At 61.2% G+C, this 23,289-nt stretch carries 17 protein-coding genes and 1 riboswitch; of the genes, 15 read left to right on the top strand and 2 right to left on the bottom strand.

What is annotated here, in order from left to right; all coding sequences use genetic code 11:
- Positions 1 to 83 precede the first annotated feature (83 nt).
- The 8 genes from CXK96_RS03645 (at position 84) to CXK96_RS03605 (ending at position 13,225) form a co-directional block, all read left to right on the top strand.
- A complete protein-coding gene (locus CXK96_RS03645) occupies positions 84 to 1,172 on the top strand; it encodes an endonuclease/exonuclease/phosphatase family protein (protein WP_102835142.1) in 1,089 nt (362 codons plus the stop codon).
- A gap of 639 nt (positions 1,173 to 1,811) precedes the next feature.
- Positions 1,812 to 5,759 (top strand): trifunctional transcriptional regulator/proline dehydrogenase/L-glutamate gamma-semialdehyde dehydrogenase, encoded by a 3,948-nt coding sequence (gene putA / locus CXK96_RS03635; RefSeq protein WP_102835141.1) that lies wholly within the window; start codon positions 1,812 to 1,814, stop codon positions 5,757 to 5,759.
- A gap of 288 nt (positions 5,760 to 6,047) precedes the next feature.
- Positions 6,048 to 7,256, top strand: coding sequence for an MFS transporter (locus CXK96_RS03630; protein WP_180981486.1), 1,209 nt, complete (start codon positions 6,048 to 6,050; stop codon positions 7,254 to 7,256).
- A 56-nt stretch (positions 7,257 to 7,312) separates the two neighbouring features.
- Positions 7,313 to 9,280, top strand: a complete 1,968-nt coding sequence (locus CXK96_RS03625) for a TonB-dependent receptor domain-containing protein (RefSeq protein ID WP_180981485.1) — start codon at positions 7,313 to 7,315, stop codon at positions 9,278 to 9,280.
- Positions 9,281 to 9,334: 54 nt separating this feature from the next.
- Complete coding sequence (locus tag CXK96_RS03620; RefSeq protein WP_102835139.1) at positions 9,335 to 10,372, top strand: FecCD family ABC transporter permease; 1,038 nt, start codon at positions 9,335 to 9,337, stop codon at positions 10,370 to 10,372.
- A gap of 2 nt (positions 10,373 to 10,374) precedes the next feature.
- Positions 10,375 to 11,418: a FecCD family ABC transporter permease gene (locus CXK96_RS03615; RefSeq protein WP_102835138.1), complete on the top strand. Its 1,044-nt coding sequence runs from the start codon at positions 10,375 to 10,377 to the stop codon at positions 11,416 to 11,418.
- A complete protein-coding gene (locus CXK96_RS03610; protein ID WP_102835137.1) occupies positions 11,418 to 12,284 on the top strand; it encodes an ABC transporter ATP-binding protein in 867 nt (288 codons plus the stop codon). Before CXK96_RS03615 ends, CXK96_RS03610 begins: the two co-directional genes overlap by 1 nt.
- Entirely contained in the window at positions 12,281 to 13,225 is a 945-nt protein-coding gene (locus CXK96_RS03605; protein ID WP_102835136.1) for an iron-siderophore ABC transporter substrate-binding protein, read from the top strand. Before CXK96_RS03610 ends, CXK96_RS03605 begins: the two co-directional genes overlap by 4 nt.
- A gap of 47 nt (positions 13,226 to 13,272) precedes the next feature.
- Here CXK96_RS03605 and CXK96_RS03600 read toward each other — a convergent pair whose 3' ends face one another.
- Both CXK96_RS03600 and CXK96_RS03595 read right to left on the bottom strand, forming a co-directional pair.
- Positions 13,273 to 13,506, bottom strand: coding sequence for an AMP-binding enzyme (locus CXK96_RS03600; protein WP_272867943.1), 234 nt, complete (start codon positions 13,504 to 13,506; stop codon positions 13,273 to 13,275).
- Between the two features lie 270 nt (positions 13,507 to 13,776).
- Entirely contained in the window at positions 13,777 to 14,253 is a 477-nt protein-coding gene (locus CXK96_RS03595; RefSeq protein ID WP_102835135.1) for a GreA/GreB family elongation factor, read from the bottom strand.
- Between the two features lie 213 nt (positions 14,254 to 14,466).
- Between CXK96_RS03595 and CXK96_RS03590 the strand changes: the two genes are divergently transcribed.
- The 7 genes from CXK96_RS03590 to uca all read left to right on the top strand — a co-directional run bounded on the left by CXK96_RS03590 (position 14,467) and on the right by uca (position 23,227).
- Positions 14,467 to 14,895 (top strand): DUF2141 domain-containing protein, encoded by a 429-nt coding sequence (locus CXK96_RS03590; protein WP_102835134.1) that lies wholly within the window; start codon positions 14,467 to 14,469, stop codon positions 14,893 to 14,895.
- Positions 14,896 to 15,194: 299 nt separating this feature from the next.
- Positions 15,195 to 15,467 carry an HU family DNA-binding protein gene (locus CXK96_RS03585; protein WP_019339665.1) on the top strand — a complete coding sequence of 91 codons (273 nt, stop codon included), beginning with the start codon at positions 15,195 to 15,197 and terminating at the stop codon, positions 15,465 to 15,467.
- A 671-nt stretch (positions 15,468 to 16,138) separates the two neighbouring features.
- Positions 16,139 to 16,237, top strand: a riboswitch (guanidine-I (ykkC/yxkD leader).
- 122 nt (positions 16,238 to 16,359) lie between these two features.
- A complete protein-coding gene (locus CXK96_RS03580) occupies positions 16,360 to 17,175 on the top strand; it encodes an ABC transporter permease (RefSeq protein WP_102835133.1) in 816 nt (271 codons plus the stop codon).
- Complete coding sequence (locus CXK96_RS03575; protein ID WP_102835132.1) at positions 17,172 to 18,008, top strand: ABC transporter ATP-binding protein; 837 nt, start codon at positions 17,172 to 17,174, stop codon at positions 18,006 to 18,008. The genes CXK96_RS03580 and CXK96_RS03575 overlap by 4 nt, the downstream gene beginning before the upstream one ends.
- Before the next feature lies 1 nt (position 18,009).
- Positions 18,010 to 18,738 carry an urea amidolyase associated protein UAAP1 gene (locus tag CXK96_RS03570; protein WP_102835131.1) on the top strand — a complete coding sequence of 243 codons (729 nt, stop codon included), beginning with the start codon at positions 18,010 to 18,012 and terminating at the stop codon, positions 18,736 to 18,738.
- Positions 18,739 to 18,750: 12 nt separating this feature from the next.
- Entirely contained in the window at positions 18,751 to 19,386 is a 636-nt protein-coding gene (locus CXK96_RS03565; RefSeq protein ID WP_102835130.1) for an urea amidolyase associated protein UAAP2, read from the top strand.
- A gap of 232 nt (positions 19,387 to 19,618) precedes the next feature.
- Positions 19,619 to 23,227, top strand: coding sequence for an urea carboxylase (gene uca, locus CXK96_RS03560; protein ID WP_102835495.1), 3,609 nt, complete (start codon positions 19,619 to 19,621; stop codon positions 23,225 to 23,227).
- Positions 23,228 to 23,289 lie beyond the last annotated feature (62 nt).

Below are 23,289 nucleotides of genomic sequence, written 5' to 3'. Positions count from 1 at the left end.
CAACGGGACGAATCCGTAATGCCTGCTTTCAGGTACCCAAAAGGCCGATATCACATCGCGCCGAACTCCATGGAGAGTCGATCATGACGGAAGGGATCTTGTTGGCAGCGACTGGCCTGCTGGTTGCGCTAACGCTTCTACCGCTATGGAAGAACCCAGTCTGGTGGGTACGCGGGCTGGATTTTCCTCGCCTGCAACTGTGCGTACTCGCCTTTGCATTACTACTGGCCCAGGCATTATTGCTGTCCTATTCAGAACCGCTGCAGGTTCTGATCAGCGCCCTGGCGATTTTCTGCCTCGCCTATCAGGCCTGGTGGATCATTCCCTACACCCGTTTGTGGCGCTCCGAGGTCAAAACCGCCGTCCCAGGCCGCGACAAGCCTCGCATACGCGTCATGGCGGCCAACGTCCTGACGCCTAACCGCCAGACGGACAAGCTCAAGGCGCTTGTCCGTGAGTATCGCCCCGACATTCTGGTGACGCTCGAAACAGACCAATGGTGGGAGGATCAGCTCGAGGAACTGAGCGACGATTACCCCTACTCCTGCCGGTGCCCGCTGGACAACCTTTACGGTATGCATGTCTGGTCCCGGTTGCCGCTGGAAAACGCGGAGACCCGTTTCCTGGTCGAAGACGATGTGCCGTCGATGCACGCCAAGGTCCATCTGAATGATCAGTTGGCGATTCGCATGCACTTCCTGCACCCCGCACCGCCTAGCCCCACGGAAAACGACGAATCAACCGAGCGCGACGTCGAACTGCTGGTAGTGGCTGAGAGCGTTCGGGACGATCTGGAAGATATTCCGGTCATCGTGACAGGCGATCTCAACGATGTAGCCTGGTCACCCAACACACGTCTGTTTCGCAAGATCAGCGGCCTGCTGGACCCCCGGGTCGGGCGCGGCATGGTCAACAGCTTCCACGCCCAGCACTGGTTTCTCCGCTGGCCGCTGGACCACCTGTTTCATAGCCACCATTTCCAGCTGGTACGCATCCAGCGCCTGCCGGCGTTCGGCTCTGACCATTTCCCCGTGCTGGTCGAACTGCAATACGACCCAGCACCTGATCAGCAGAGCCTGCAAGGCGACGAGGACGATGAACTTGAAGCGGAAGACAAAATCCGCGAGGAAGGAGTCAGCGTGACCGACGTGCCTGAGCCCGAAAAGCGTTGAGCTGATCAGGTTACTCAGGCGTGGATAGGGCACCGAGGACCGGACAGGCGAGCAGCGACCCGGCGAGAATTGGCGCTCAGTGGGGTGCATTCACATCGCGTTGAACCGGCTGAATCTGGTCGCCAGACGGATCGTGTCGTGAGACTCCAGAGCCGGCAGCTCATCAACGGGCTCGCCGGCACCGTCGATTTCGGCGCGGCGTGCCAGTGAAATACGCCATCAGCCATTTGGCGCACTGCTCGTCATGACCCGCTGCGCTGCGGCGCAAACACCTGGAAAGCTCACGGCGGGTATCGCGGGCCCAATCGATATGATCTTCAGACCGTTCCGATCTTCATCTCCACTTTCTCCTTCACGCTTGCTCATAGGAGTTGCGATGCTTGCGCGTCGCTGGCCACTGCTCGCCCTCGAGAAGCCCAGTCGCATGCGGTTGAGCCAGCGCGCAGATGACCACGCACTCCGGCAACGGCCTGCACCGTTCTCCGGAGGACGGTCCAACGCACTGCAAGGGTCTACGCTGAGGAGGAGAGACACGGATGCCGATCACGTTCTTATTCGGCTATCGGTCGACATGACAGATTGCATTGACCGTGCCGCCGCTCAGGTATCCAGCCTCACCTCACCCCGGAGGACAGCCACATGGTCACCAGCACGCTCGGTGTCGAGCTCGACGAGGCAATGCGCAATCGGCTCGAGGAGGCAGCCAACCGGCTTGAGCGTCCTCCGCAGTGGGTGATCGAGCAAGCGCTGCTGCGCTACCTTGAACAGGTCGAGAGCGACACTCAACCACACGACGCCGAGCCGCCGCCGCAGGCCAGCCAGCACCAGACGGCTGAATTCACCCCTGGCAGCCTGCCATTTCTCGAGTTTGCCGAAAGTATCCTGCCGCAGTCGGTGCTCCGCGCGGCCATTACTGCAGCCTATCGCCGCCCTGAACCAGAGGCATTGCCGATGTTGTTGGAGCAGGCGCGGCTGTCACCGGAAAAGGCCGAAGCGACCCACCGTCTCGCGCTGCGCATCGCCGAGAAACTGCGTAATCAGAAAAGTGCCGGCGGACGTCAGGGCCTGGTTCAAGGGCTGCTTCAGGAATTCTCGTTGTCATCCCAGGAAGGCGTCGCCCTGATGTGCCTGGCCGAAGCGCTGCTCAGGGTGCCGGACAAAGGCACACGTGATGCGTTGATCCGCGACAAGATCAGCACCGGCAACTGGCAACCGCACCTAGGTAACAGCCAGTCGGTCTTCGTCAACGCCGCCACCTGGGGCTTGATGCTCACCGGCCGGCTGGTGGCCACGCACAATGAAACCAGCCTTTCTTCATCACTGAATCGCCTGATCGGCAAAGGTGGCGAGCCGCTCATCCGCAAGGGCGTGGATATGGCGATGCGGCTGATGGGCGAGCAGTTCGTTACCGGCGAAACCATCAACGAAGCGCTGGCCAATGCCCAAACCATGGAGGCCAAAGGCTTCCGCTACTCCTATGACATGCTTGGCGAAGCGGCGCTGACCGCTGCAGACGCACGTCGTTATCTGGCCTCGTACGAACAGGCGATCCACTCCATCGGCATGGCTTCGCGCGGTCGGGGGATCTACGAGGGCCCAGGCATCTCGATCAAACTGTCGGCGCTGCACCCGCGTTACAGCCGTGCGCAGTACGATCGGGTGATGGACGAGCTCTACCCGGTCCTGGTGTCGCTGACTGAACTGGCACGGCGCTACGACATTGGCATCAACATTGATGCCGAGGAAGCGGACCGTCTCGAGCTGTCGCTGGAACTGCTCGAACGGCTCTGCTTCGAGCCTTCACTGGCCGACTGGAATGGCATCGGCTTTGTCATTCAGGCTTACCAGAAGCGCTGCCCCTATGTAGTGGATTTCCTGATCGACCTAGCCAAGCGCAGCCACCATCGCTTGATGATCCGCCTGGTCAAGGGCGCTTACTGGGACAGCGAGATCAAACTGGCGCAACTTAACGGTCTGGAGGGCTACCCGGTCTATACGCGCAAGGCTTATACCGACGTGTCGTTCATTGCCTGTGCACGCAAACTGCTCGCTGCGCCCGAGGCGATCTATCCGCAGTTTGCCACGCACAATGCGCACACGCTGGCTGCGGTCTACCACCTGGCCGGCCAGAACTATTACCCCGGCCAATATGAATTTCAGTGCCTGCACGGCATGGGCGAGCCGCTGTACGAACAGGTAGTTGGCAAGGGTGAAGACCGTCTAAACCGGCCTTGCCGGATCTACGCACCGGTTGGCAGCCATGAAACCCTACTGGCCTATCTGGTGCGTCGCCTGCTGGAAAACGGCGCCAATACCTCCTTCGTCAACCGCATTGCGGACAAGAGCATCTCGTTGGACGAACTGGTGGCCGACCCGGTAAAGACGGTCGAGCAGTTGTTCTCCTCGGAAGGCACCCTCGGCCTGCCGCATCCACGGATTCCGTTGCCGCACAATCTCTATGGCGAAGGCCGTCTCAACGCCTGCGGTATCGATCTGTCCAACGAGCAAAGGCTGGCCTCGCTTTCGTCCGCCTTGCTTGCCGGCGCACGCGTGCGCCTCACCGCCAGCCCATTGCTCGGCTGCGACACCGTTTCGACGACCTCTGCTGCCCCCTTGCTCAATCCTGCTGACCACCGAGACATCGTCGGTCACGTGCAAGAAGCGAGCGAAACGGACGTCGATACTGCCCTGCGCTGTGCTCTCGACAGTGCCAGTGCCTGGCGCACCACACCACCGGCAGAGCGCGCCGCGGCATTGGAAAAAGCTGCGGAATTGATGGAACAGCGCATGCAGCAGCTGCTAGGTGTGCTCATCCGTGAGGCTGGCAAGTCATACGCCAATGCGATAGCGGAGGTGCGCGAAGCCGTCGATTTCCTGCGCTTCTACGGCGCCGAGGTGCGTGACAACTTCCACAACGACACTCATCTCCCGCTCGGCCCGGTGGTCTGCATCAGCCCTTGGAACTTCCCATTGGCAATCTTTACCGGCCAGGTCTGCGCCGCGTTGGGCGCCGGCAATACGGTACTGGCCAAGCCTGCGGAGCAGACACCCTTGGTTGCCATGCTGGGCGTGCAGATCCTGCATGAAGCAGGCGTGCCTAAAAGCGCGCTGCAGCTACTGCCGGGACGCGGCGAAACCGTCGGTGCCCAACTGATCGCCGACGAGCGCATCCGCGGCGTGATGTTCACCGGTTCCACAGCGGTCGCTTCGATCCTGCAGCGCAGCATTGCCGGGCGCCTGGATGAGCGCGGCCGTAGCATTCCCTTGATTGCTGAAACCGGTGGCCAGAATGCGATGATCGTTGATTCGTCAGCATTGGCCGAGCAGGTGGTCATGGACGTGATGGCGTCGGCTTTCGACAGTGCCGGTCAACGCTGCTCAGCCCTGCGGGTGTTTTGCATACAGGAGGATGTCGCCGAAAGAGTTATCGGCATGCTCAAGGGTGCCATGGGCGAAGCGCGTATAGGGAACCCGCAGCGCCTGTCAGTGGATGTCGGCCCGGTAATCGACGCCGAGGCGCGCGACAACATCGAGCGCCACCTGCAAGCCATGCGCGACAAGGGTCGCCGCGTGCATCAGCTGGCCCGTGTCGATGAAATAGCCTGTGCTCATGGCACTTATGTAACACCTACGCTGATCGAACTCGAACGCCTTGATGAGCTGCAGCAGGAAGTCTTCGGCCCGGTACTGCATGTGTTGCGCTACCGCCGCACCGAGCTTGATCAATTACTGGACCAGATCAACGCAGCGGGCTATGGACTGACGCTAGGGGTGCATACGCGCATCGACGAAACCATCGCCAGGGTCATCGACCGGGCCAAGGTGGGCAATCTGTACGTCAATCGCAACATCGTCGGCGCGGTTGTCGGGGTGCAGCCGTTCGGCGGCGAAGGGCTTTCCGGTACCGGCCCCAAGGCTGGCGGCCCACTGTATCTATACCGTCTGCTGTCAGAGCGGCCGGACGACGCACTGTTGCGCGCACTCGACTTCGGCGGTTCTCCTGCGCAGCCCGAAGTGCGTCGCTCCCCCGCCCAGGTCGACGCCGCCAGGCAGTTCCAGGACTGGGCCCGGCGAAACGGCCGGGAATCAATTGCCGCGTTGTGCGACCGTTACGCCAGTCAATCTCAGAGCGGCACCACGCGCCTGCTTAACGGCCCCACCGGTGAACGTAACAGCTACAGCCTGCTACCACGCGAACATGTCCTGTGTCTGGCGGATGACGAAGGCGACCTGTTGACCCAGCTGGCTGCGGTATTGGCCGTTGGCAGCGAGGCGGTGATGACGGATCTACCGTCGGTAAAAGCGCTGCACGGCACGCTCCCGCAGTCAGTTCAAGCCAGGATCACGCTGACGCCGGATTGGACCAGCGACGCGACGCGTTTCGATGCCGTGCTGTATCACGGCGACACCGACCAGTTACTTGAGGTCAGCCAGCGGCTGTCGCAGCGCAGCGGTCCGATTATCGGCGTGCAGGGAATGATGAGCGGCGACACCGACATTCCGCTTGAGCGGCTGTTGATCGAGCGGGCGTTGAGCATCAATACCGCTGCGGCGGGCGGCAATGCCAGCCTGATGACCATCGGCTGACTGGCGTGGGTGACAGGCTAAATTAACGGAGAAGGTCACGCTCTTGCTGGTTTGGTCTCGACATGCTGGTCGACCGAACCCACCCACTCCGCCGCGAAATAACCCGCCGAAGGTCTGCAGTTTGAACATGTGGGTTGCGGTTTCGCGCGTTGCGCAATGTTGCTGTTGCATCTGAAGGCAACAACCGGCATCGCCTGATTATGCTAATGCGAACGATTTGTGTTTGATATAGCGTTAAGCTTGTCTTAGGATGCAGCCCGCCTGACAAACCGAGCGTGCCGCAATCCGATGAAAGTTGCCGTCCAGACAAGGATCGCCGTTCACCTAGCGATGCTGATCAACATGCTGTCCATTGGCAGCCTGATGATGGTCATGCCGCTGGGGCCGGACCTCGTGCGCGAGCTCGGCATGGAGGCTAGCCACATCGGCTACATCAGCGGCGGCGCCACCTTGGCTGCCGCGCTGAGCGGATTCGTCAGTGCACCCTGGTTGGATCATTTCGACCGTAAGCGCGCACTGGTCGCCCTGCTCGTTTTACGGTTTCTCCTGCTGCTCAGTTGTGCCTGGGCGACCGGGCCCAACCAACTGATTGCGATTTTCGTATTGTCCGGCCTGGTGGCGGGACCGATGGGCGCAATCCTGATGGCCACCATGCTCGACCTGATACCGCCCGCAGAACGCGGCCGTCAGCTCGCCTACGTCGGAATGGGATTTTCACTTGCTGCGATCCTGATCATTCCATTGGCCTTGGAATGCTCGATTCGCTTGGACTGGACCGCTCCTTTCTTACTGTTGGGCGGCACTGGGCTGCTGCTGGCATTACTGTGCCAGTTGTTGCTTCCCAAGCCCGTGACCGTTCAGCGCCCGAAGGCCTCGATCAAATCGCTGCTGGCTTCGCGCCTTTGCCTGGCCGCGCTCGGCATCACATCGTTACAGATGTTCGGGCACTTCCTGTTGGTGCCCCACTTCGCCACTTACTTTGAATTCAACCTGGGTTTTCCCCGCGCGCATCTCGGCATGCTGTATCTGCACGGCGGGGTGGCCAGCCTTGCGGCCATGCGGATCGGCGGCGCCTGGATTGATCGCGGCAGCGCCGTAACAGTGGTGCTTGTCAGCAGTGGCTGCCTCTCGCTGGTGACGCTGCTCGGGTTCGCCGCCCCGGTTGGCATCACCCTTTACGTCATCTTCACGCTGTTCATGGCGCTGAGTGCCGTGCGCACCAACAGCAGCATGACCATTGCCGCCGGCGTTCCCCATGCTCACCAACGCGCAGCGTTCATGGCCTTTCAAGGAACGGTTTCGAACATCGCCGCCGGACTCGGCAGTCTGTTTTCAGCGCACTACCTGAGCGAAGGGCCTCAACACCAGTTGATCGGCTTCGAACAGCTAGCAGCCTTCTACGCATTAGCGGGCGTCGTGGCCGGTCTGGGCGTGCTTTACCTGCTTCATGGCATCAGACAGCGCGACATGAGCCCGACCAAACAACAGGCGGGCTAACCCGCCGCGGATACGTGATCAGTCCTTTCGACCCTCGAGCAGCAACGGAGCATGCTATGTCAATCGCACTAAACCGGGGTATCAGCCGTCCCCGTCACCTATCCCTGACCATTCTGGCCAGCCTTATGCCGCTTGCCGCCCTTGCGGCCGAGCCTGTTGCCCTGGAACAGCAAGTCATCACCGCCACGCAGACCTCGCATAGCGAACTCAGTGCGCCGGCCAGCGTATCGGTCGTTACCCGCGAAGAGCTCGAGCAGCGTCCGGTGTACAACCTGGCCGATGCGGTGAAGTACCTGCCTGGCGTCCATCTCAACCCGTCGTCGACCTACGGGCGGCAGGAAATCAAGCTGCGCGGAATGGACTCGGACTACACCCTGTTGCTGGTCAACGGCCGCCGGATCAACTCACGCGATGCGCTGTCCTCCAACTATGCCAACGACTTCGATCTGTCCTCGATCCCGATGGCGGCTATCGAGCGCATCGAAGTGATTCGCGGCCCGATGTCATCGTTGTACGGTGCTGATGCGCTGGGCGGCGTGGTCAACGTGATCCTGCGTCAGCCCACCGAAGAGACCAAGGCCGGTATCGCCTACACCTACGCACACCCCACCGAGGGCGAATCGGGCGACAGCCATAAGGCTAGCGGGTACGTCAGCGGCTCGCTGATCGAGAACAAGCTGCTCGGCAATCTCATTCTTGAAACAACCGACCAGGCCGCCTGGCTCAGCGAACAAACGGTCAACCCCAATACCGATGCAGCCGAACAGCGCCAGGCCACCAGCGCATACGGCTCCCTCAGCTGGTTGCTGGACGAACGTCAGACGGTTGACCTGGATATCACCCACCGCAAGGATGACCGCGAAGCCGAGTGGAATAACTTCGGTGCGGTCGTTCAAAACATTCAGGAGATGGAGCGCTGGAGCTTTGGCCTCGGCCATACCGGCAACTGGGACGGATTCAACACACGGGTTCGGTATTACTACGAAAACGTGGAGTTGATGGACGACTCGCAGATCATGACCAACCTGCGCGGCATGAAAGGCGACATCGAGCAGAAGAACCACACCGTTGACGGCCAGGTGACCGCATTTCTCGGCAACCACCTGCTTACCCTCGGCAGTGAATTGCGCCGTACCGAGCTGGCACACAACCAGAATCTGGGCAGCGAAACGGAGGTCGATCAGAAGGCTGTTTACCTGCAAGACGAGTTTTCTATCGGTAATCTGGACGTGACCCTGGGTGGACGCCTGGATGACCACGACAGCTTCGGCAGCGAATTCAGCCCGCGGGCCTACGGCGTGTACAACCTCACCGACAACTGGGTAATCAAAGGCGGCGTGGGTCGCTCGTTCAAGGCACCAAGCATTTATCAGTCTGACGAAACCTATGGCGTCTTGGCCTGCCGTGGCATGTGTACGCTGGTCGGCAACCCAAACCTCAAGCCCGAGACAGCAACCAGCTACGAGATCGGTACGCTCTACCAGAACGAGCGCGTTGAGGCCGGCATCATGCTTTTCAACAACGATATCGACGACATGATCATCACCGACACCTGGCGTGTTGGCTACCGACCTGCCGTGATGACCTATAGCAACGTCAGCAAGGCGCGCGTTCAGGGCTACGAGTTGCAAGGTCGTTATAACCTGAGCGATACCATGGGACTGCGGGCGAACTACACCTATTCGGATGCAGAGGATCGAGATACCGACGAACAGCTGCGCAATAGCCCGCAGCATGTCGCCAACATCGGCTTCGACTGGCAGGCCATGCCGGATTTGGGGCTGAATCTGGATTACCAGTACACCGGTAGCCAACTCCTCTACGTCTCGGCAGCCCAGCCAAACGTTGAAAGCGGTGCGTTCCATCAGCTGAATCTTGGTGCGAGGTATCAGGCCACCCGCGAGCTTTCCTTGAAAGCGGGCATGAACAACCTGACCAACGAGAAGCGCGACGATGTCGCCCAGTCAGTCGACAACATCCTCATGGGCCGCACGGTGTTCGTTGGCTTCAGTTACGACATCTAACCCCCGCTACACCCCGGCAGCTCGCTGCCGGGTTCAGGAATTTGCTTAAAACCAATGACACGAACTGACGCGACTTTCCCCGGCTACCAGCAAGCTGTCCTCGTTATGGGTGGCGCGCTTCTGATGAGTTTGCTGGTGATCTCGATGAGCACCGGCGCCGGAGTCTACGGCGCGGTGGACGTGCTGCACTTTCTGCTCGGAGACCAACTCGCCGTGGCGGATGAAAAGCTCGCCATGGTCGTAGAAACACTGCGTTTGCCACGCACGCTGGCAGCGCTTGTTGTTGGCGGAAGTCTTGCCATTGCCGCTTCGCTGTTGCAAAGCGCGACACGTAATCCGCTGGCCGAACCCGGCTTGCTCGGCGTAAATGCCGGCGCCGTACTGGGTCTGGTCATCGGTCTCATTTTCTACGGCGTCGAATCGACACGGGGCTACCTGCTCTGGTCCGGTGCCGGTGCCCTGCTGGGCAATCTCGTGGTACTCGGCATCGGCCTCATGCTGGGCCAGGCCAGCCCGCTGAAACTCATTTTGGCTGGCGTGGCGCTGGCTGCGATATTCGGCGGCCTTTCGAATTTCATGCTGCTGTCGACACGGGTGGCGCTGGAGCAGTTTCGGTTCTGGAATCTGGGTTCCCTCTCGGCCACCCGGCTCGAAGCGGTGGGCACCGTCACGCCCGTCGCGCTGATAGGCCTTGCGCTTGCCGGGCTGCTGTGCCGACAACTGACCCTGATGCAGATGGGTGACAGCCAGGCCCGGGCCCTGGGCATTCACACGACATGGGTGCGACTGGGCGTACTGGTCGCGTCGACCTTGCTCACGGCCTGTGCGATCTCGTTAGCCGGACCCGTTGGCTTCGTGGGTTTTCTGGCTGCGTATTGCGCTCGCTTGATCGAGCCGGTCGCCCTGCTACGACAGCTGCTGTTCTCGACGCTGTTCGGCATGCTGTTTTTGCTGGCAGCTGACGTTCTGGCCCGCTGGCTGTTGCAGCCCTTCGAGCTGCCCGTCGGGACCTTGCTGGCCGCGCTTGGCGCGCCGGCGCTGATCGCTATCGTCTTGCGCGGTGGCTTCCGCTCTCTGTTGGCGGTGAGGTAAGAATGGAATCAACCACTCCCAGTGGCGTATGGGCCCTGCGCATCGGCGGCCTGAGCCTGCTGCTGCATCGCCGCAACTGGCTGATGTGTGGCCTGCTGACCCTGTTGCTTACCGTACTGGCTACGCTGGCGATCAGCCTGGGTTCAGGCAAGATGGGCCTACAAGATGTGATCGCCACCCTGCTCGGCAATGGCAGCAAGCTGCACGAGATCATGGTGTTCAAGATCCGTATGCCGCGGGTGGCAGCCGCCATCGTTGCCGGCCTCGCCATGGGCATGGCGGGCTGCCTGATACAGACACTGGTGCGCAATCGTCTGGCGACACCAGACATGATCGGTGTGAACGAAGGCGCCTCCCTGGCAGTAGTGGGTTTTTCCCTGTACCTGACGCTAGGTAGCTGGCCCTGGTGGGCTTCACCGCTGGGCGCGGTGCTGGCCGCTGTGGCGTTGTTCACCCTGTGTCGGCGCCCCGGTGAGCAAGGCTATCTGTTCATAGTCATCGGTATCGCACTGTCGGAACTACTCGGGGCGATCGGTGACTTCGCCATGTCCACTCAACCGCTGGTGCACCTGGGCAGTCTCTATCTCTGGACCATGGGGCACTTCGCTGGCGTCAGCTACCAGACCGTCAACCCAATCGCCATGGTGCTGCTCGCACTGTGTCCGCTGATGGCCTTGGTCAACCGCCCCCTGGCCTTGCTGCGTTTTGGCGACGCCACTGCACAGAACCTGGGCATCCGCGTGCCGCTGGTACAGCTCGGCGTGCTGGGCCTGGCCATTCTAGTGGCCTCGCTGGGTACAGCGATTGGCGGGCCAGTGGTGTTTATCGCCATGGCAGCCCCCATTCTGGCTTCGTGGCTGGCGCGCGATAACCTGGCCCCACTTTGGCTATCGGCTCTTTGCGGAGCGGTCCTGCTGTTGGGCAGTGACACTCTGGTTCGGGTACTGGCGCAGCCGGCAGAGATCCCCACCGGCATCATGACACGGCTACTTGGCGGCATCCTGCTGCTGGCATTGCTGCTCAAGGACAGACGAGGAGCTGACTGATGACGGTACTGAGCGTCGAACACCTTCATTTCGCCTATCAGGACAAGGTGGTCCTGGACGACCTCACTTTCTCACTGCCCAAGGGCCGGTTGATCGGAATCGTCGGGCCCAACGGCAGCGGCAAATCCACCCTGCTCAAGCTATTGGCGCGTCAGCTTCCGTTGCAACGTGGCGAAATCCACGTGCACGGGCAGTCGCTTTCCCGTTACTCGATGAAAAGTCTGGCTCGTCAGCTGGCGTTTCTCCCGCAGCGCCCCGTGATGGCCGAAGGAATTCGTGTCGAGCAGTTGGTGCAGTACGGCCGGCATCCGCATCAAGGCTGGTTCAACCAGTGGACTGATGAGGATGCGCACCAGGTCGCCCGCGCACGTACCGCCATGCAGCTCGACGCCATCTGGCATCGCCAGGCGTCCTCACTCTCCGGCGGCCAGGCGCAGCGAGCGTGGCTAGCCATGATCCTGGCGCAGAACACCGATCTGATTCTGCTCGACGAGCCCACCAGCGCACTGGATATCGGCCACCAGGCCGAAGTCATGGAGGCAGTCCACCGAATCGCAGCCGAAGGCCGCACGGTACTGATCGTCATCCATGACCTGGGCATCGCCGCGCGCTATTGCGACGACCTGATTGCACTCGCCGACGGGCAGATTCAAGCAATGGGGCCAGCACGCGAGGCGATGACCAAAGCGCTGGTGGACCGCCTTTATCAGACCGAGGTGGACATTCTGCCTGCGCCTGGTGACGGCGCTCCGGTGATCGTCCCACGTCGCCGTTCGCTCGCAGCGTCTGCGCATCCTTCCTCAGCACCATCAGCCACCCGCACCCCAGCGGTGCCCGAACCCGTTGAAAAGGACACGACCCAATGATCAAACGAACCCCCTGGCATCTCACCATCGCGCTTTTAGCGGGGCTGATGACCCTCAGTGCGCAAGCCGCCACCCGCGAGGTCGAAGATGCGTTCGGCAACACCGTTACCGTGCCAGCCATGCCTGAGCGCGTTGTCACGCTTAACGAGATCGATCTGGATACGGCGCTGACGCTGGGTGTGACACCGATAGGCACCGTCAACGGTCGCGGCCAGGCTGCACCGCCGCGTTATCTGGAAGGCAAGGTGCCGTCCAGCATCAAGGTCGTCGGAGACCTGGACAACCCCAACCTGGAAACGCTGCTGGAGCTGGAGCCGGACCTGATCCTCACCGGGCCGGCCAAGCCAGAGCAGTTGGCGATCCTCAACGAAATCGCGCCCACGGTCGTGACTTTCAAATGGGCGGAACCTTGGCGAGCCAGCATGCAGCGAACGGCGCACGTCCTGAACAAGGACGCTGAAGCCAAGGCCTTTCTTAACCGATACGAAACGCGGGTAGCCGAAGCACGTGAGAATCTGAAGGATCATCAAGGCGAGACGTTCAGCATTGTTCGCTGGAACCCTAAGGGTCCGTCCTACATGTTCAAAGACGCCTTCTCCAGCACCGTCGTTGAAGATGTTGGCCTGGTACGCCCAGCTCACCAGCAGGATCCCGGCCATACCCATTCCATGGCGCTCAGCCTTGAATCGCTTGAACTGCTGGATGCGGACTGGCTGGTGATCGGTACGCTGGCTACCAGCGGTGAAGCGGTCGAGGCGCTCCGCCAGGCGGAAGAAACTCCGGCCTTCCGTCAGCTTTCCGCGATTCAGGCCAAGCGTTTCGCCGCCGTTGATGGATCCTTGTGGACCTCCCTGGGTGGGCCGATGGCTGCTCTGCAGGTTATCGAAGATGTAGAGTCCATCGTCGGCAAAAAGAACGCCGAGCCAGTCGCAAAGAACTGACGTAGATACACCCCGTGGCCGCTTGGCTACGGGGTAGAGATTACCAATCAGGCCGGTTCGGGCAGACGCTTGCGGTCGATCTTGCCGCTCGGTGTTTTCGGCAGTGATTCCAACAGGACGATGCGACTCGGAATCATGTAGTGCGGCAGGCTTAAGTGCAGTGCTCGGCGAATCTGAACCCGACCGGGCGCACCTTCGGCACGTGTCTCCACATAACCGACCAGGCACGCCTCGTCCCCTTCACCCTGCAACCGCACCGCAGCATCCTGCACGCCATCGATGCGCCGCAGATTGGCTTAGATTTCGCCAAGTTCGATTCGAAAGCCGCGCAGCTTGAGCTCGTCGTCTTTTAAAGGCTTTATTATTAAATATCAGTAGGTTGAATCATTTTACTAATGTTGATTATCGGATGATCTTGCGCCGTTCAAGCCTACGCAGCATATCGGTTTATAAAGCGTACAACCGACACTAGATAGGAACCCTATCTTCCTGATTTAAATAGATAACGTAATCTTACGATCTCTTCAGCGCCTTGCGCGCTGGAAGATTAGTCAGCTGACGCTGACTAGGCTGTATCGAAGGGACTGTCCCTCGACCTTGATCTCGGCTTCATCACCTTCCTCGCAGCCCAGCAGCGCCCTGCCCAGAGGCGAACGCGGAGAGATCACCAGCACCTCTTCGCCTTCAACCGTCACACTCAGCCCAGCGGCATCTGGTCCCAGAAATACCCAACGGCAACTGTCAGCGGACTCCAGCGAAACCAACGCGCCCAGGGTGATGGCTTCATTGCGATGCGATCGTACGGGCAGGTTTTGGTAGCTTGAGATCGCTTTCTCTATTTCGTGAACGCGCTTCCGTTGCCCAACGGCCAGGTAGGCGGCTTCCAATCCTCGGGTGTCGTACTTGTTCTCCGCTTTGCTTTCGGCGTGCGTCGCCGCCTCGTGTGAGGCCTTCAGTGCATCCTTTGCAACAGCCAGATCGGCCTGCAGCTTGTCGATTATCAGCGTCTGAAGATGGGTCTTGTTCATGCGGGCTCGGTCGATAGGTCGTTTGGCGCCTAGCATCGCATTGCTGCGTTCGTGGAGCCACGGCGGCGTCATTCGATACAAGACGAGACTGACTGGTCAGCCGTTTGGCTGGCCGATCCGTTAGAAGCACGGCACTATCGCCAGACATTTTGGGCAGCTTGGTGCGCCCGCCCTCGATTCATTCGATAAACACGTCGACCAGGAGCGAATCCCATGACACTGCGCGTAGCGCTAACTTTGGTAACAATGGTGATAGGTCAAGCGGCTTTCGCCGATGGCCAGCCGTTGACAGTCAAACTCAACAACATCGAGCACGATCGCGGCACTGTTCGCGTGGCTTTGTTCTCCGACCCGAAGACATTCCGTAAAGCGGACCAGGCATTCGCCTCCAGCGAGTCGCCGGCCAAGGCCGGAACTGTCACCGTGCTGTTCGAAGACGTTCCTGCCGGTGATTACGCCGTGATGGCCTACCACGACGAAAACGCTAACGGCGAATTGGACCTCAGGTTTGGCATGTTTCCCACCGAAGGCTATGGCTTGTCCAATAACCCCAAGGTGATGGGCCCGCCGGCGTTCGAGGATAGCCGGTTCGATGTGCCAGGCGACAAGCCTCTGGAGATCGGCATCGACGTCCATTATTGAAGTTGAAGACGAGCCAATCAGCCTGTGAATAGACGGTTACTGCCTTCAGATCTCGAACCATGTGTTCCATGCTGCGTGACGGGTGCTATGGCGCATCCAGCAGACAGCAAGCTACCAATGGTCGGGAGGGCAATGAACCGGAGCCAAAATTTCGATGTCCAGACAAAAGCGTCTGGATCAGGCAACCAAGTGATTTGTCGCCCCGCACGGGATATTTTTGAAAAAGAGGAAATTTGCCGCAGGCGACAGGGCAAGACGCTGCTTATACTGACCACCCATTCCAATCTGGAGCCACACCCGTGAATAAAGCCGAGTTGATTGAAGCGATCGCCGCCTCCGCCGATGTACCGAAGAGCACTGCCACTCGTGTGCTGGATGCCTTCACCGAAAGCGTGACCAACACCCTGCAGAACGGCGACAGCGTGACGCTCGTCGGCTTCGGCACCTTTGCTGTCAAAGAGCGCGCAGCCCGTGACGGCCGCAATCCGCAGACAGGTGCAACGATCAAGATCTCCGCAGCAAAGCTGCCAGGCTTCAAGCCAGGCAAGTCGCTGAAGGACGCAGTGAACTAAGTCACTGCATCCAGGAAACCGGGCCGCTGACGTCCTCGCGGACGCAGCGCCTGCTCGGACCCTCCCACCCTGCTCTATCCCCACCTGATTCCAACGCGTCGCTCCGGTCCAGGACCGCGCCTTATGAACTCCGCATCTGTAGAAACCGAATAAGTCGGCAGATTCGCACCCCCTCCTGTACTCCAAATACCCAAACCACTATCAAGCGACACTAATCGGCTCGGCAAAACGTTCCGGCTGCCGGTTAACGCTTACGCCTATGCGCACCCGATCCCGATTAAACGCTCAGCGTTCGCTTCGCGTACGACAACATGATCTGGGACCGGCTATATATCCTGGTGCGGCCACAACGTGGCGACGCAGATTAGCGCCATAACTGAGCGGGCTCGGCGTGCCTGACGGCGCAGTGAAGCGCGCATTTCTTGGGATACGTCAGAACGACGGACATTACTACTGGCGAAGCCCGACTTCGCCCGGCCCCACCTGAGCTGCCGCCTATTCCAAATCGATGCTTCGAAAGGAAGCACGCTACGCGCGCATTGCACCATCAAGGCGCGCCAGAGCTGCCCGCCAGCGTGGCAATGGCCCAAACCAGGCGGCTCTGCGCTTGGCACCGCTCTTGCAAAACCACTTATGCCAGGAAGCTGCGGCTCAGGGACGAGACAAATTTAGAAATAGCCGACTAGGGTTCCGGCTCGCGTTGCGAGTGGCTGGTCCGAGAGTTGGCGACCTCCAGTGAGGTTACACGGCGGGATAAAAGCCCGGGAGACGGCGTTCGACACGCAGCTCCTTTGCTATGCCCACTCACTGGAGGCCCTTATATGCCACCGCTCGGATTCGACAAGACGACCGGCCCGCGGCAACACCCCCCACTCAAAAGGGGGTACTCCCCATGCGTCTGATCAATCGCGTTCCCGGCCGCACCGGCTGGACGCTGCTGGTAATCCTGCCCTTTGCCATCTTGCTGTTCACCTACCTGACCAGCTCTGCACAACGGCTTGAAACCAACCCCAACGACAAGCTCCTGCCCAGCTTCACGCAGATGTCCAGTGCAGTGGAGCGCCTCGCGTTCACCCCGGACAAACGCAGCGGCGACTACCTGTTCTGGCAGGACACCGCGTCCAGTCTCAAACGGCTGGGTGTCGGCCTCGGCATTGCAGCGGTTGCCGGCTTGTGCCTCGGTGTTGCGGCTGGAACGCTGCCGCTGTTCAGCGCACCTCTGTCGCCGTTGCTGACGGTGCTGTCGATGGTTCCGCCGCTGGCAATCCTGCCGATTCTGTTCATCGTCTTTGGCCTCGGCGAGCTGTCCAAAGTCATGCTCATCGTCATTGGCGTCACCCCGGTTCTGGCGCGGGATCTGGAGCAGCGCGCTCGAGAGTTGCCGCCGGAGTTGCTGATCAAGGCACAGACGCTCGGTGCCAACACCTGGACGCTGATCCTGCGCGTGGTGCTGCCGCAACTGCTGCCGCGGCTGTTGATCGCGCTGCGCCTGGTGCTGGGTTCGGCCTGGCTGTTTCTGATCGCCGCCGAGGCCATCGCATCCACTGACGGTCTGGGTTACCGCATCTTTCTGGTTCGCCGTTATCTGGCAATGGACGTGATCCTGCCGTATGTGGCCTGGATCACCCTGCTCGCCTGGAGCATGGATTTCGGTCTGCGCAAGCTCACCCAGCTGGCCTTCCCCTGGTACGACGGAGCCAAGGCATGAGCGATGTCATCCGCACGGTAGGCGAACAGCCAGCCAAACCATTCATACGAGTCAATAACGTCTGGCAGGAATATGGCGATCAGATAGTGCTGGAACGCCTGAACCTGAGCGTCAATGAAGGTGAATTCTGCACCCTGGTCGGCGCCTCCGGCTGTGGGAAATCTACCTTTCTACGCCTGTTGCTCGGCCAGGAACGGCCCAGCCGGGGCGAAATCCTGCTCGACGACGCCCCCATCGCCGGAGAGCCGGACGCCAGCCGCGGCGTCGTATTTCAACGTTATTCGGTGTTTCCGCATCTGTCGGTGCTGGACAACGTCGCCCTCGGCCTGGAGCTGCCCAAGGCCCCGCTACTGGGCAGGCTGTTCGGCCGCAGCAAGCGCGAAGCACGCGAGCAGGCCGAAGTGATCCTGCGCAAGGTGGGCCTTGGACACTCGCTGGACAAGTACCCGGCGCAGCTCTCCGGCGGCATGCAGCAACGCCTGGCCATCGCCCAGGCACTGGTGATGAAGCCCCGCGTGCTGTTGCTAGACGAGCCGTTTGGCGCGCTTGATCCCGGTATTCGCAAGGACATGCACGAGCTGCTGCTGGAACTCTGGTGTGAAACCCGACTGACCGTGTTCATGGTCACCCACGACCTCTCCGAGGGCTTCACCCTTGGCACGCGCATTCTGGTGTTCGACAAGACCCGCCTTGATCCGCACGCCCCCGGCGCCTATGGCGCACGCGTCACTTACGACATCCCGCTGAACACCGATCGCCAGGTTGCGCGCGCCTCTGTTGGCGACCTGTCGACGCACCTGGGCCATCTGCACACCGACAATCAAGGAGCCTGACATGAGTGCTTCACTCGCCATTCGCCCCACGCTGTACGAGGAACTCGTTCCCGGCGGCGGCCACACTTCTTTCATCCTCAAGCGCGGTCAGTTGCTGCGTCTGACCGATCTCGAAGGCGGCGCCAACGTCAGCCTGCTGATGTTCAACGCTTACGAAAAAAGCGAGCGCCTCAACCTGCCGGACACCCTGAAGTGTCAGCACACCGCCAAACTCACCGCCGGCCACTGCCTGTATTCGGACATGGGCCGGGTCCTGGCCTGCATCACGGCTGACACCTGCGGCTGGCATGACAGTTTCGGTGGCGTACTGAACGCAGACGAAGTCGCCGAGAAATACGGCCAGGGTCGCTATCAGGAGCTGCGTAACGGCTTCTTCCGCAACGGCACAGACAACCTGCTGGTGGAAATGGGCAAGTGGAACCTGAACCTGCAGGATCTGTTGATGACCCTCAACCTGTTCAGCAAGGTCACCGTCGACGCCAATGGCAGTTTCGGCTTCGAGTTCGGCAACAGCAAAGCCGGCGACTATCTCGAGCTGTACGCGCCAATGGACACGCTGGTAGTGCTCACCAGCTTGCAGCACCCAATGGACCCGAATCCCGAGTACGCACCAAAACCCGTGCAGCTCAGCTGGCACCGCGTCGACAGCGACGGTATCAGCGTCCTTTGCCGCACATCGCGCCCGGAGAATGCCCGCGGCTTCCACAACACCGAACGACTCTACATCTGAGGGGGCGCCAACATGACCATCCACGAAAGCAACTTGCACCCCGAGGCTGCCACCTTTTGCCATATGATCCCGGCGGGCGAGCCTTATCTGTTCGAAGTGAAGGCCGGCCAGACCCTGCGCCTGCTCGACCTTGAGGGCAATCAGGCGGTCGATACACTGTTCTTCAGTGCCACGAACCCGCGTGAGCGGTATGACCCCCAGCGCACCCTGCGCAAGCAGAACAATGTCTACCTCACCACCGGCACGGTGCTCTACTCCAACCTCGGCAACCCGCTGCTAACCATCGTTGCCGACACCTGCGGTCGCCACGACACCCTCGGCGGCGCCTGTGCACAGGAGAGCAACGTGGTGCGCTACGCACTGGACAAGCGCTACATGCACAGCTGCCGCGACAATTTCCTGCGGGCCAGCCTGCATGACGGTCGCCTGGAGAAACGCGATGTCGGCGCCAACATCAACTTCTTCATGAACGTTCCGGTCACGCCCGATGGCAGCCTGACCTTCGAGGACGGTATCTCCGCCCCGGGCAAATACGTTGAGCTGAAAGCCGAGCAGGACGTGATCGTGCTGATTTCAAACTGCCCACAGCTAAACAACCCGTGCAACGGCTGGAATCCCACGCCGGCCGAGGTACTGGTATGGGACTGATGCCGCTGCTGCAGCGTTATGTGCTGCCCCTGATGCAGGCGCGCGCCGGCCAGCGGCCTGCAACGCATGTCCCGGATGCGCCCGACTCAGCACCTGCGAAAACCACTCGCACAGCCCCAGACAGCGGCCCGCCGCTTCGCTGAAACCACCCTACAGACGATTCAGTCCCTGGACGACCGGGGGCGACGACGAAAGAAAGCGGGACGGCCCGCCTCCCCCTGAGGGAATGAAGATGTTCGACAAACTCTTGATCGCCAACCGCGGCGCCATCGCCTGCCGCATTCTGCACACGCTGCGTGCCCTGGACGTAAAAGGCGTGGCCGTCTATTCAGAAGCGGATGCCGCCAGCTTGCACATCCAGCAGGCTGATGAAGCCCATAGCCTCGGTGAAGGCGCTGCATCGAACACATATCTGGTGGTCGACAAGATCCTCGGTATCGCGCAGGCCACCGGTGCGACGGCGATTCATCCCGGCTACGGTTTTCTTTCCGAGAATGCCGCCTTTGCCGAGGCGTGCGAGGCCGCCGGCATCGCCTTTGTCGGGCCGACTCCCGAGCAGCTTCGGGTGTTCGGGCTCAAGCACACCGCCCGAGCGCTGGCCAAGCAGCACGGCGTGCCGATGCTGGAAGGCACCGAACTGCTGGAGAGCCTCGAAGCCGCGCTGGAAGCCGGCCAACAGGTCGGTTATCCCGTCATGCTCAAGAGCACGGCTGGCGGCGGCGGCATTGGCATGCGCGTATGCCGCTCGGCCGAGGAGCTGTCGGATGCCTTCGACGCAGTTAAACGCCTGGGGCAGAACAATTTCAGCGATTCGGGTGTGTTCATCGAAAAATACATTCAGCGCGCCCGCCATCTGGAAGTGCAGGTATTTGGTGACGGCGAGGGCGAGGTGATCGCACTGGGCGTTCGCGACTGCTCGGTGCAGCGGCGCAACCAGAAAGTGCTGGAAGAAACACCGGCACCGAACCTGCCGACCGGTATGGCTGAGGCCCTGTGCGAAGCCGCCATCAAGCTGGCCAAGGCGGTGAACTACCGCAGCGCTGGTACCGTCGAGTTTGTCTATGACGCCGAGGCCGAGCGCTTCTACTTCCTCGAAGTGAACACCCGCCTGCAGGTCGAACACGGCGTGACCGAGCAAGTCTGGGGCGTCGACCTGGTGCGCTGGATGATCGAACTGGCCGCCGGCGATCTGGCACCTTTGTCGGCACTGGCGAAAGACTTGAATCCCAGCGGCCATGCCGTCCAGGCACGCCTCTACGCCGAAGACCCGGGCCGCGACTTCCAACCGAGTCCGGGCCTGCTGACCGCCGTGAATTTCCCCGAGTCAGATCGCAAGGCTCTGCGCATCGACACCTGGGTCGAGGCTGGCTGCGAGATTCCGCCCTACTTTGACCCGATGATCGCCAAGCTCATCACCCATGCGCCGACCCGTGAAGCGGCCCACGCTGCGCTCGATCAGGCTTTAGCCGACACCCTGCTCTATGGCCTCGAGACCAACCGCGACTACCTGCGCCAGATCCTCGCCTATGCGCCCTTTGCCGAAGGCAATCCCTGGACCCGCTGCCTGGAAGGGTTGACTTACCAAGCCGCCACCTTCGAGGTGCTCGCAGCTGGCACCCAGACCACCGTGCAGGACTTCCCCGGACGGCTCGGCTACTGGGCTGTCGGCGTGCCACCGTCCGGTCCGATGGACAGCCGTGCGCTGCGCCTGGGCAATGCGCTGCTGGGCAATCCGGCCGATGCCGCAGGCCTGGAAGTCACCATGAGCGGGCCGATCCTGCGCTTCAATACCGATGCGGTAGTCGCAGTAACCGGCGCTGACATTCCAGTGAAACTCGACGACATCGAGCAACCGATGTGCACCGCGATTCTGGTCAAGGCTGGCAGCACGCTTGCGCTCGGCACCATCGCCGGTGCGGGTGCGCGCAGCTACCTAAGCGTACGCGGCGGACTGCAGGTGCCCGATTATCTGGGCAGCAAGAGCACCTTCACCCTCGGCCAGTTCGGCGGCCATTCCGGGCGCGCTTTGCGGGCCGGTGACGTGCTGCACCTTCCCGAACTGGCTGACGACAGCGTTGGCGCAAGCCTGCCGCTGGAACTGTGCTCAGCCTTGCCCGCAGTGCGCGAGATCCGTGTGATCTACGGCCCACATGGTGCACCGGAGTATTTCACCGAAGGCTATATCGACAAATTCTTCACCACCAACTGGGAAGTCCATTTCAACTCAAGCCGGACCGGCGTGCGCTTGATCGGCCCGAAACCCGAGTGGGTACGCGACAGCGGTGGCGAGGCCGGCCTGCACCCGTCGAACATCCACGACAACCCCTACGCCATCGGCGCGGTGGATTTCACCGGCGACATGCCGGTAATACTCGGTCCGGACGGCCCGAGCCTCGGCGGCTTCGTCTGCCCGGTGACCATCATTGAGGCCGACCTCTGGCAGATGGGCCAGCTCAAGGCTGGCGACAAGGTGCGTTTCGTACCAGTGGAGGTGACCACCGCGCGGCAGCTGGCGAAGGCGCTGAGCGACGAATGTGCGCTTCGTGGCAGTCAGAGCGGCACCGTCGTTTCTACAAGTGCGCAAGCGCTCACCTCGCCCATCGTCCTCGATCTAGGTGAGGACGATACCCGGCTGGTCGCCCGCCTCTCCGGCGACACCCACCTGTTGCTGGAAATCGGCGCGCCTGAACTGGATCTTGTTCTGCGCTTTCGTGGCCATGCGCTGATGCAGGCGCTGGAGGCGAAGAACCTCGACGGCGTAATCGACCTCACCCCCGGCATTCGCTCCCTGCAGGTCCATTACCAGCCAGAAACCCTGCCGTTGCGGACGTTGCTCGACATCGTCGAGGGCGAATGGGACGCGGTGTGCGCCGCCCGCGACCTGAAAGTCCCCTCGCGAACCGTTTACCTGCCGTTGTCCTGGGACGACCCGGCCTGTCAGTTGGCCATCGAAAAATACATGACCACCGTACGCAAGGATGCGCCCTGGTGCCCGAGCAACCTGGAATTCATCCGCCGCATCAACGATTTGCCAAACCTCGACGAAGTGCATCGCACGGTGTTCGAAGCCAGCTATCTGGTGATGGGCCTCGGTGATGTCTACCTCGGCGCCCCGGTCGCGACGCCGCTCGACCCAAGGCATCGGCTGGTCACCACTAAGTACAACCCGGCACGCACCTGGACTGCGGAAAACTCCGTGGGCATCGGTGGCGCCTACATGTGCGTCTACGGCATGGAAGGTCCGGGTGGCTACCAGTTCGTCGGCCGCACCCTGCAGATGTGGAACCGCTACCGCGCTGTGGAGGCCTTCGGCGGCAAGCCCTGGCTGCTGCGCTTCTTTGACCAGATTCGCTTCCACCCGGTTTCTGCCGAAGAGCTCTTGAAGATCCGCCGCGATTTCCCCCTGGGCCGCTACCCGCTGAAGATCGAAGAGAGTGAGCTGCGCCTGTCCGACTATCAGGACTTTCTGGCGAAGGAAGCCGAAGGCATTGACGCCTTTCGCAGCCAGCAGCGCGCCGCGTTCGACGCCGAACGCCAACGCTGGATCGCCTCAGGCCAGGCGCACTTCGAGAGCGAGGAAGTCGCCGCTGAACTCGGTGAAGACGCCCCGCTCGGCGCCGGCGAGCACGGTATCGAAAGCCACATTGCCGGCAACCTCTGGCAGGTCTCGGTGGCCGAGGGCGCACGGGTGGAAGCCGGCGACGTGCTGGTGATCCTGGAAAGCATGAAGATGGAAATCCCGCTCACCGCCCCTGTTTCCGGCGTGATCAAGGAAGTCCGTGTGCAACCCGGCTCGCCAGTGCGCGCCGGACAGCGCGTGGTAGTGATTGAGGGCGCGTAACGCCCCAGGACCAACGCACAGATAACCGCAGGGTGGATCACGCTTCACCGATCCACCAACAG

Source organism: Stutzerimonas stutzeri (assembly GCF_002890895.1).
GTDB classification, from domain to species: Bacteria; Pseudomonadota; Gammaproteobacteria; order Pseudomonadales; family Pseudomonadaceae; genus Stutzerimonas; species Stutzerimonas stutzeri_AB.
The sequence above is the reverse complement of the archived record's forward strand: the minus strand, read 5'-3'. Positions and strand labels throughout refer to the sequence as shown.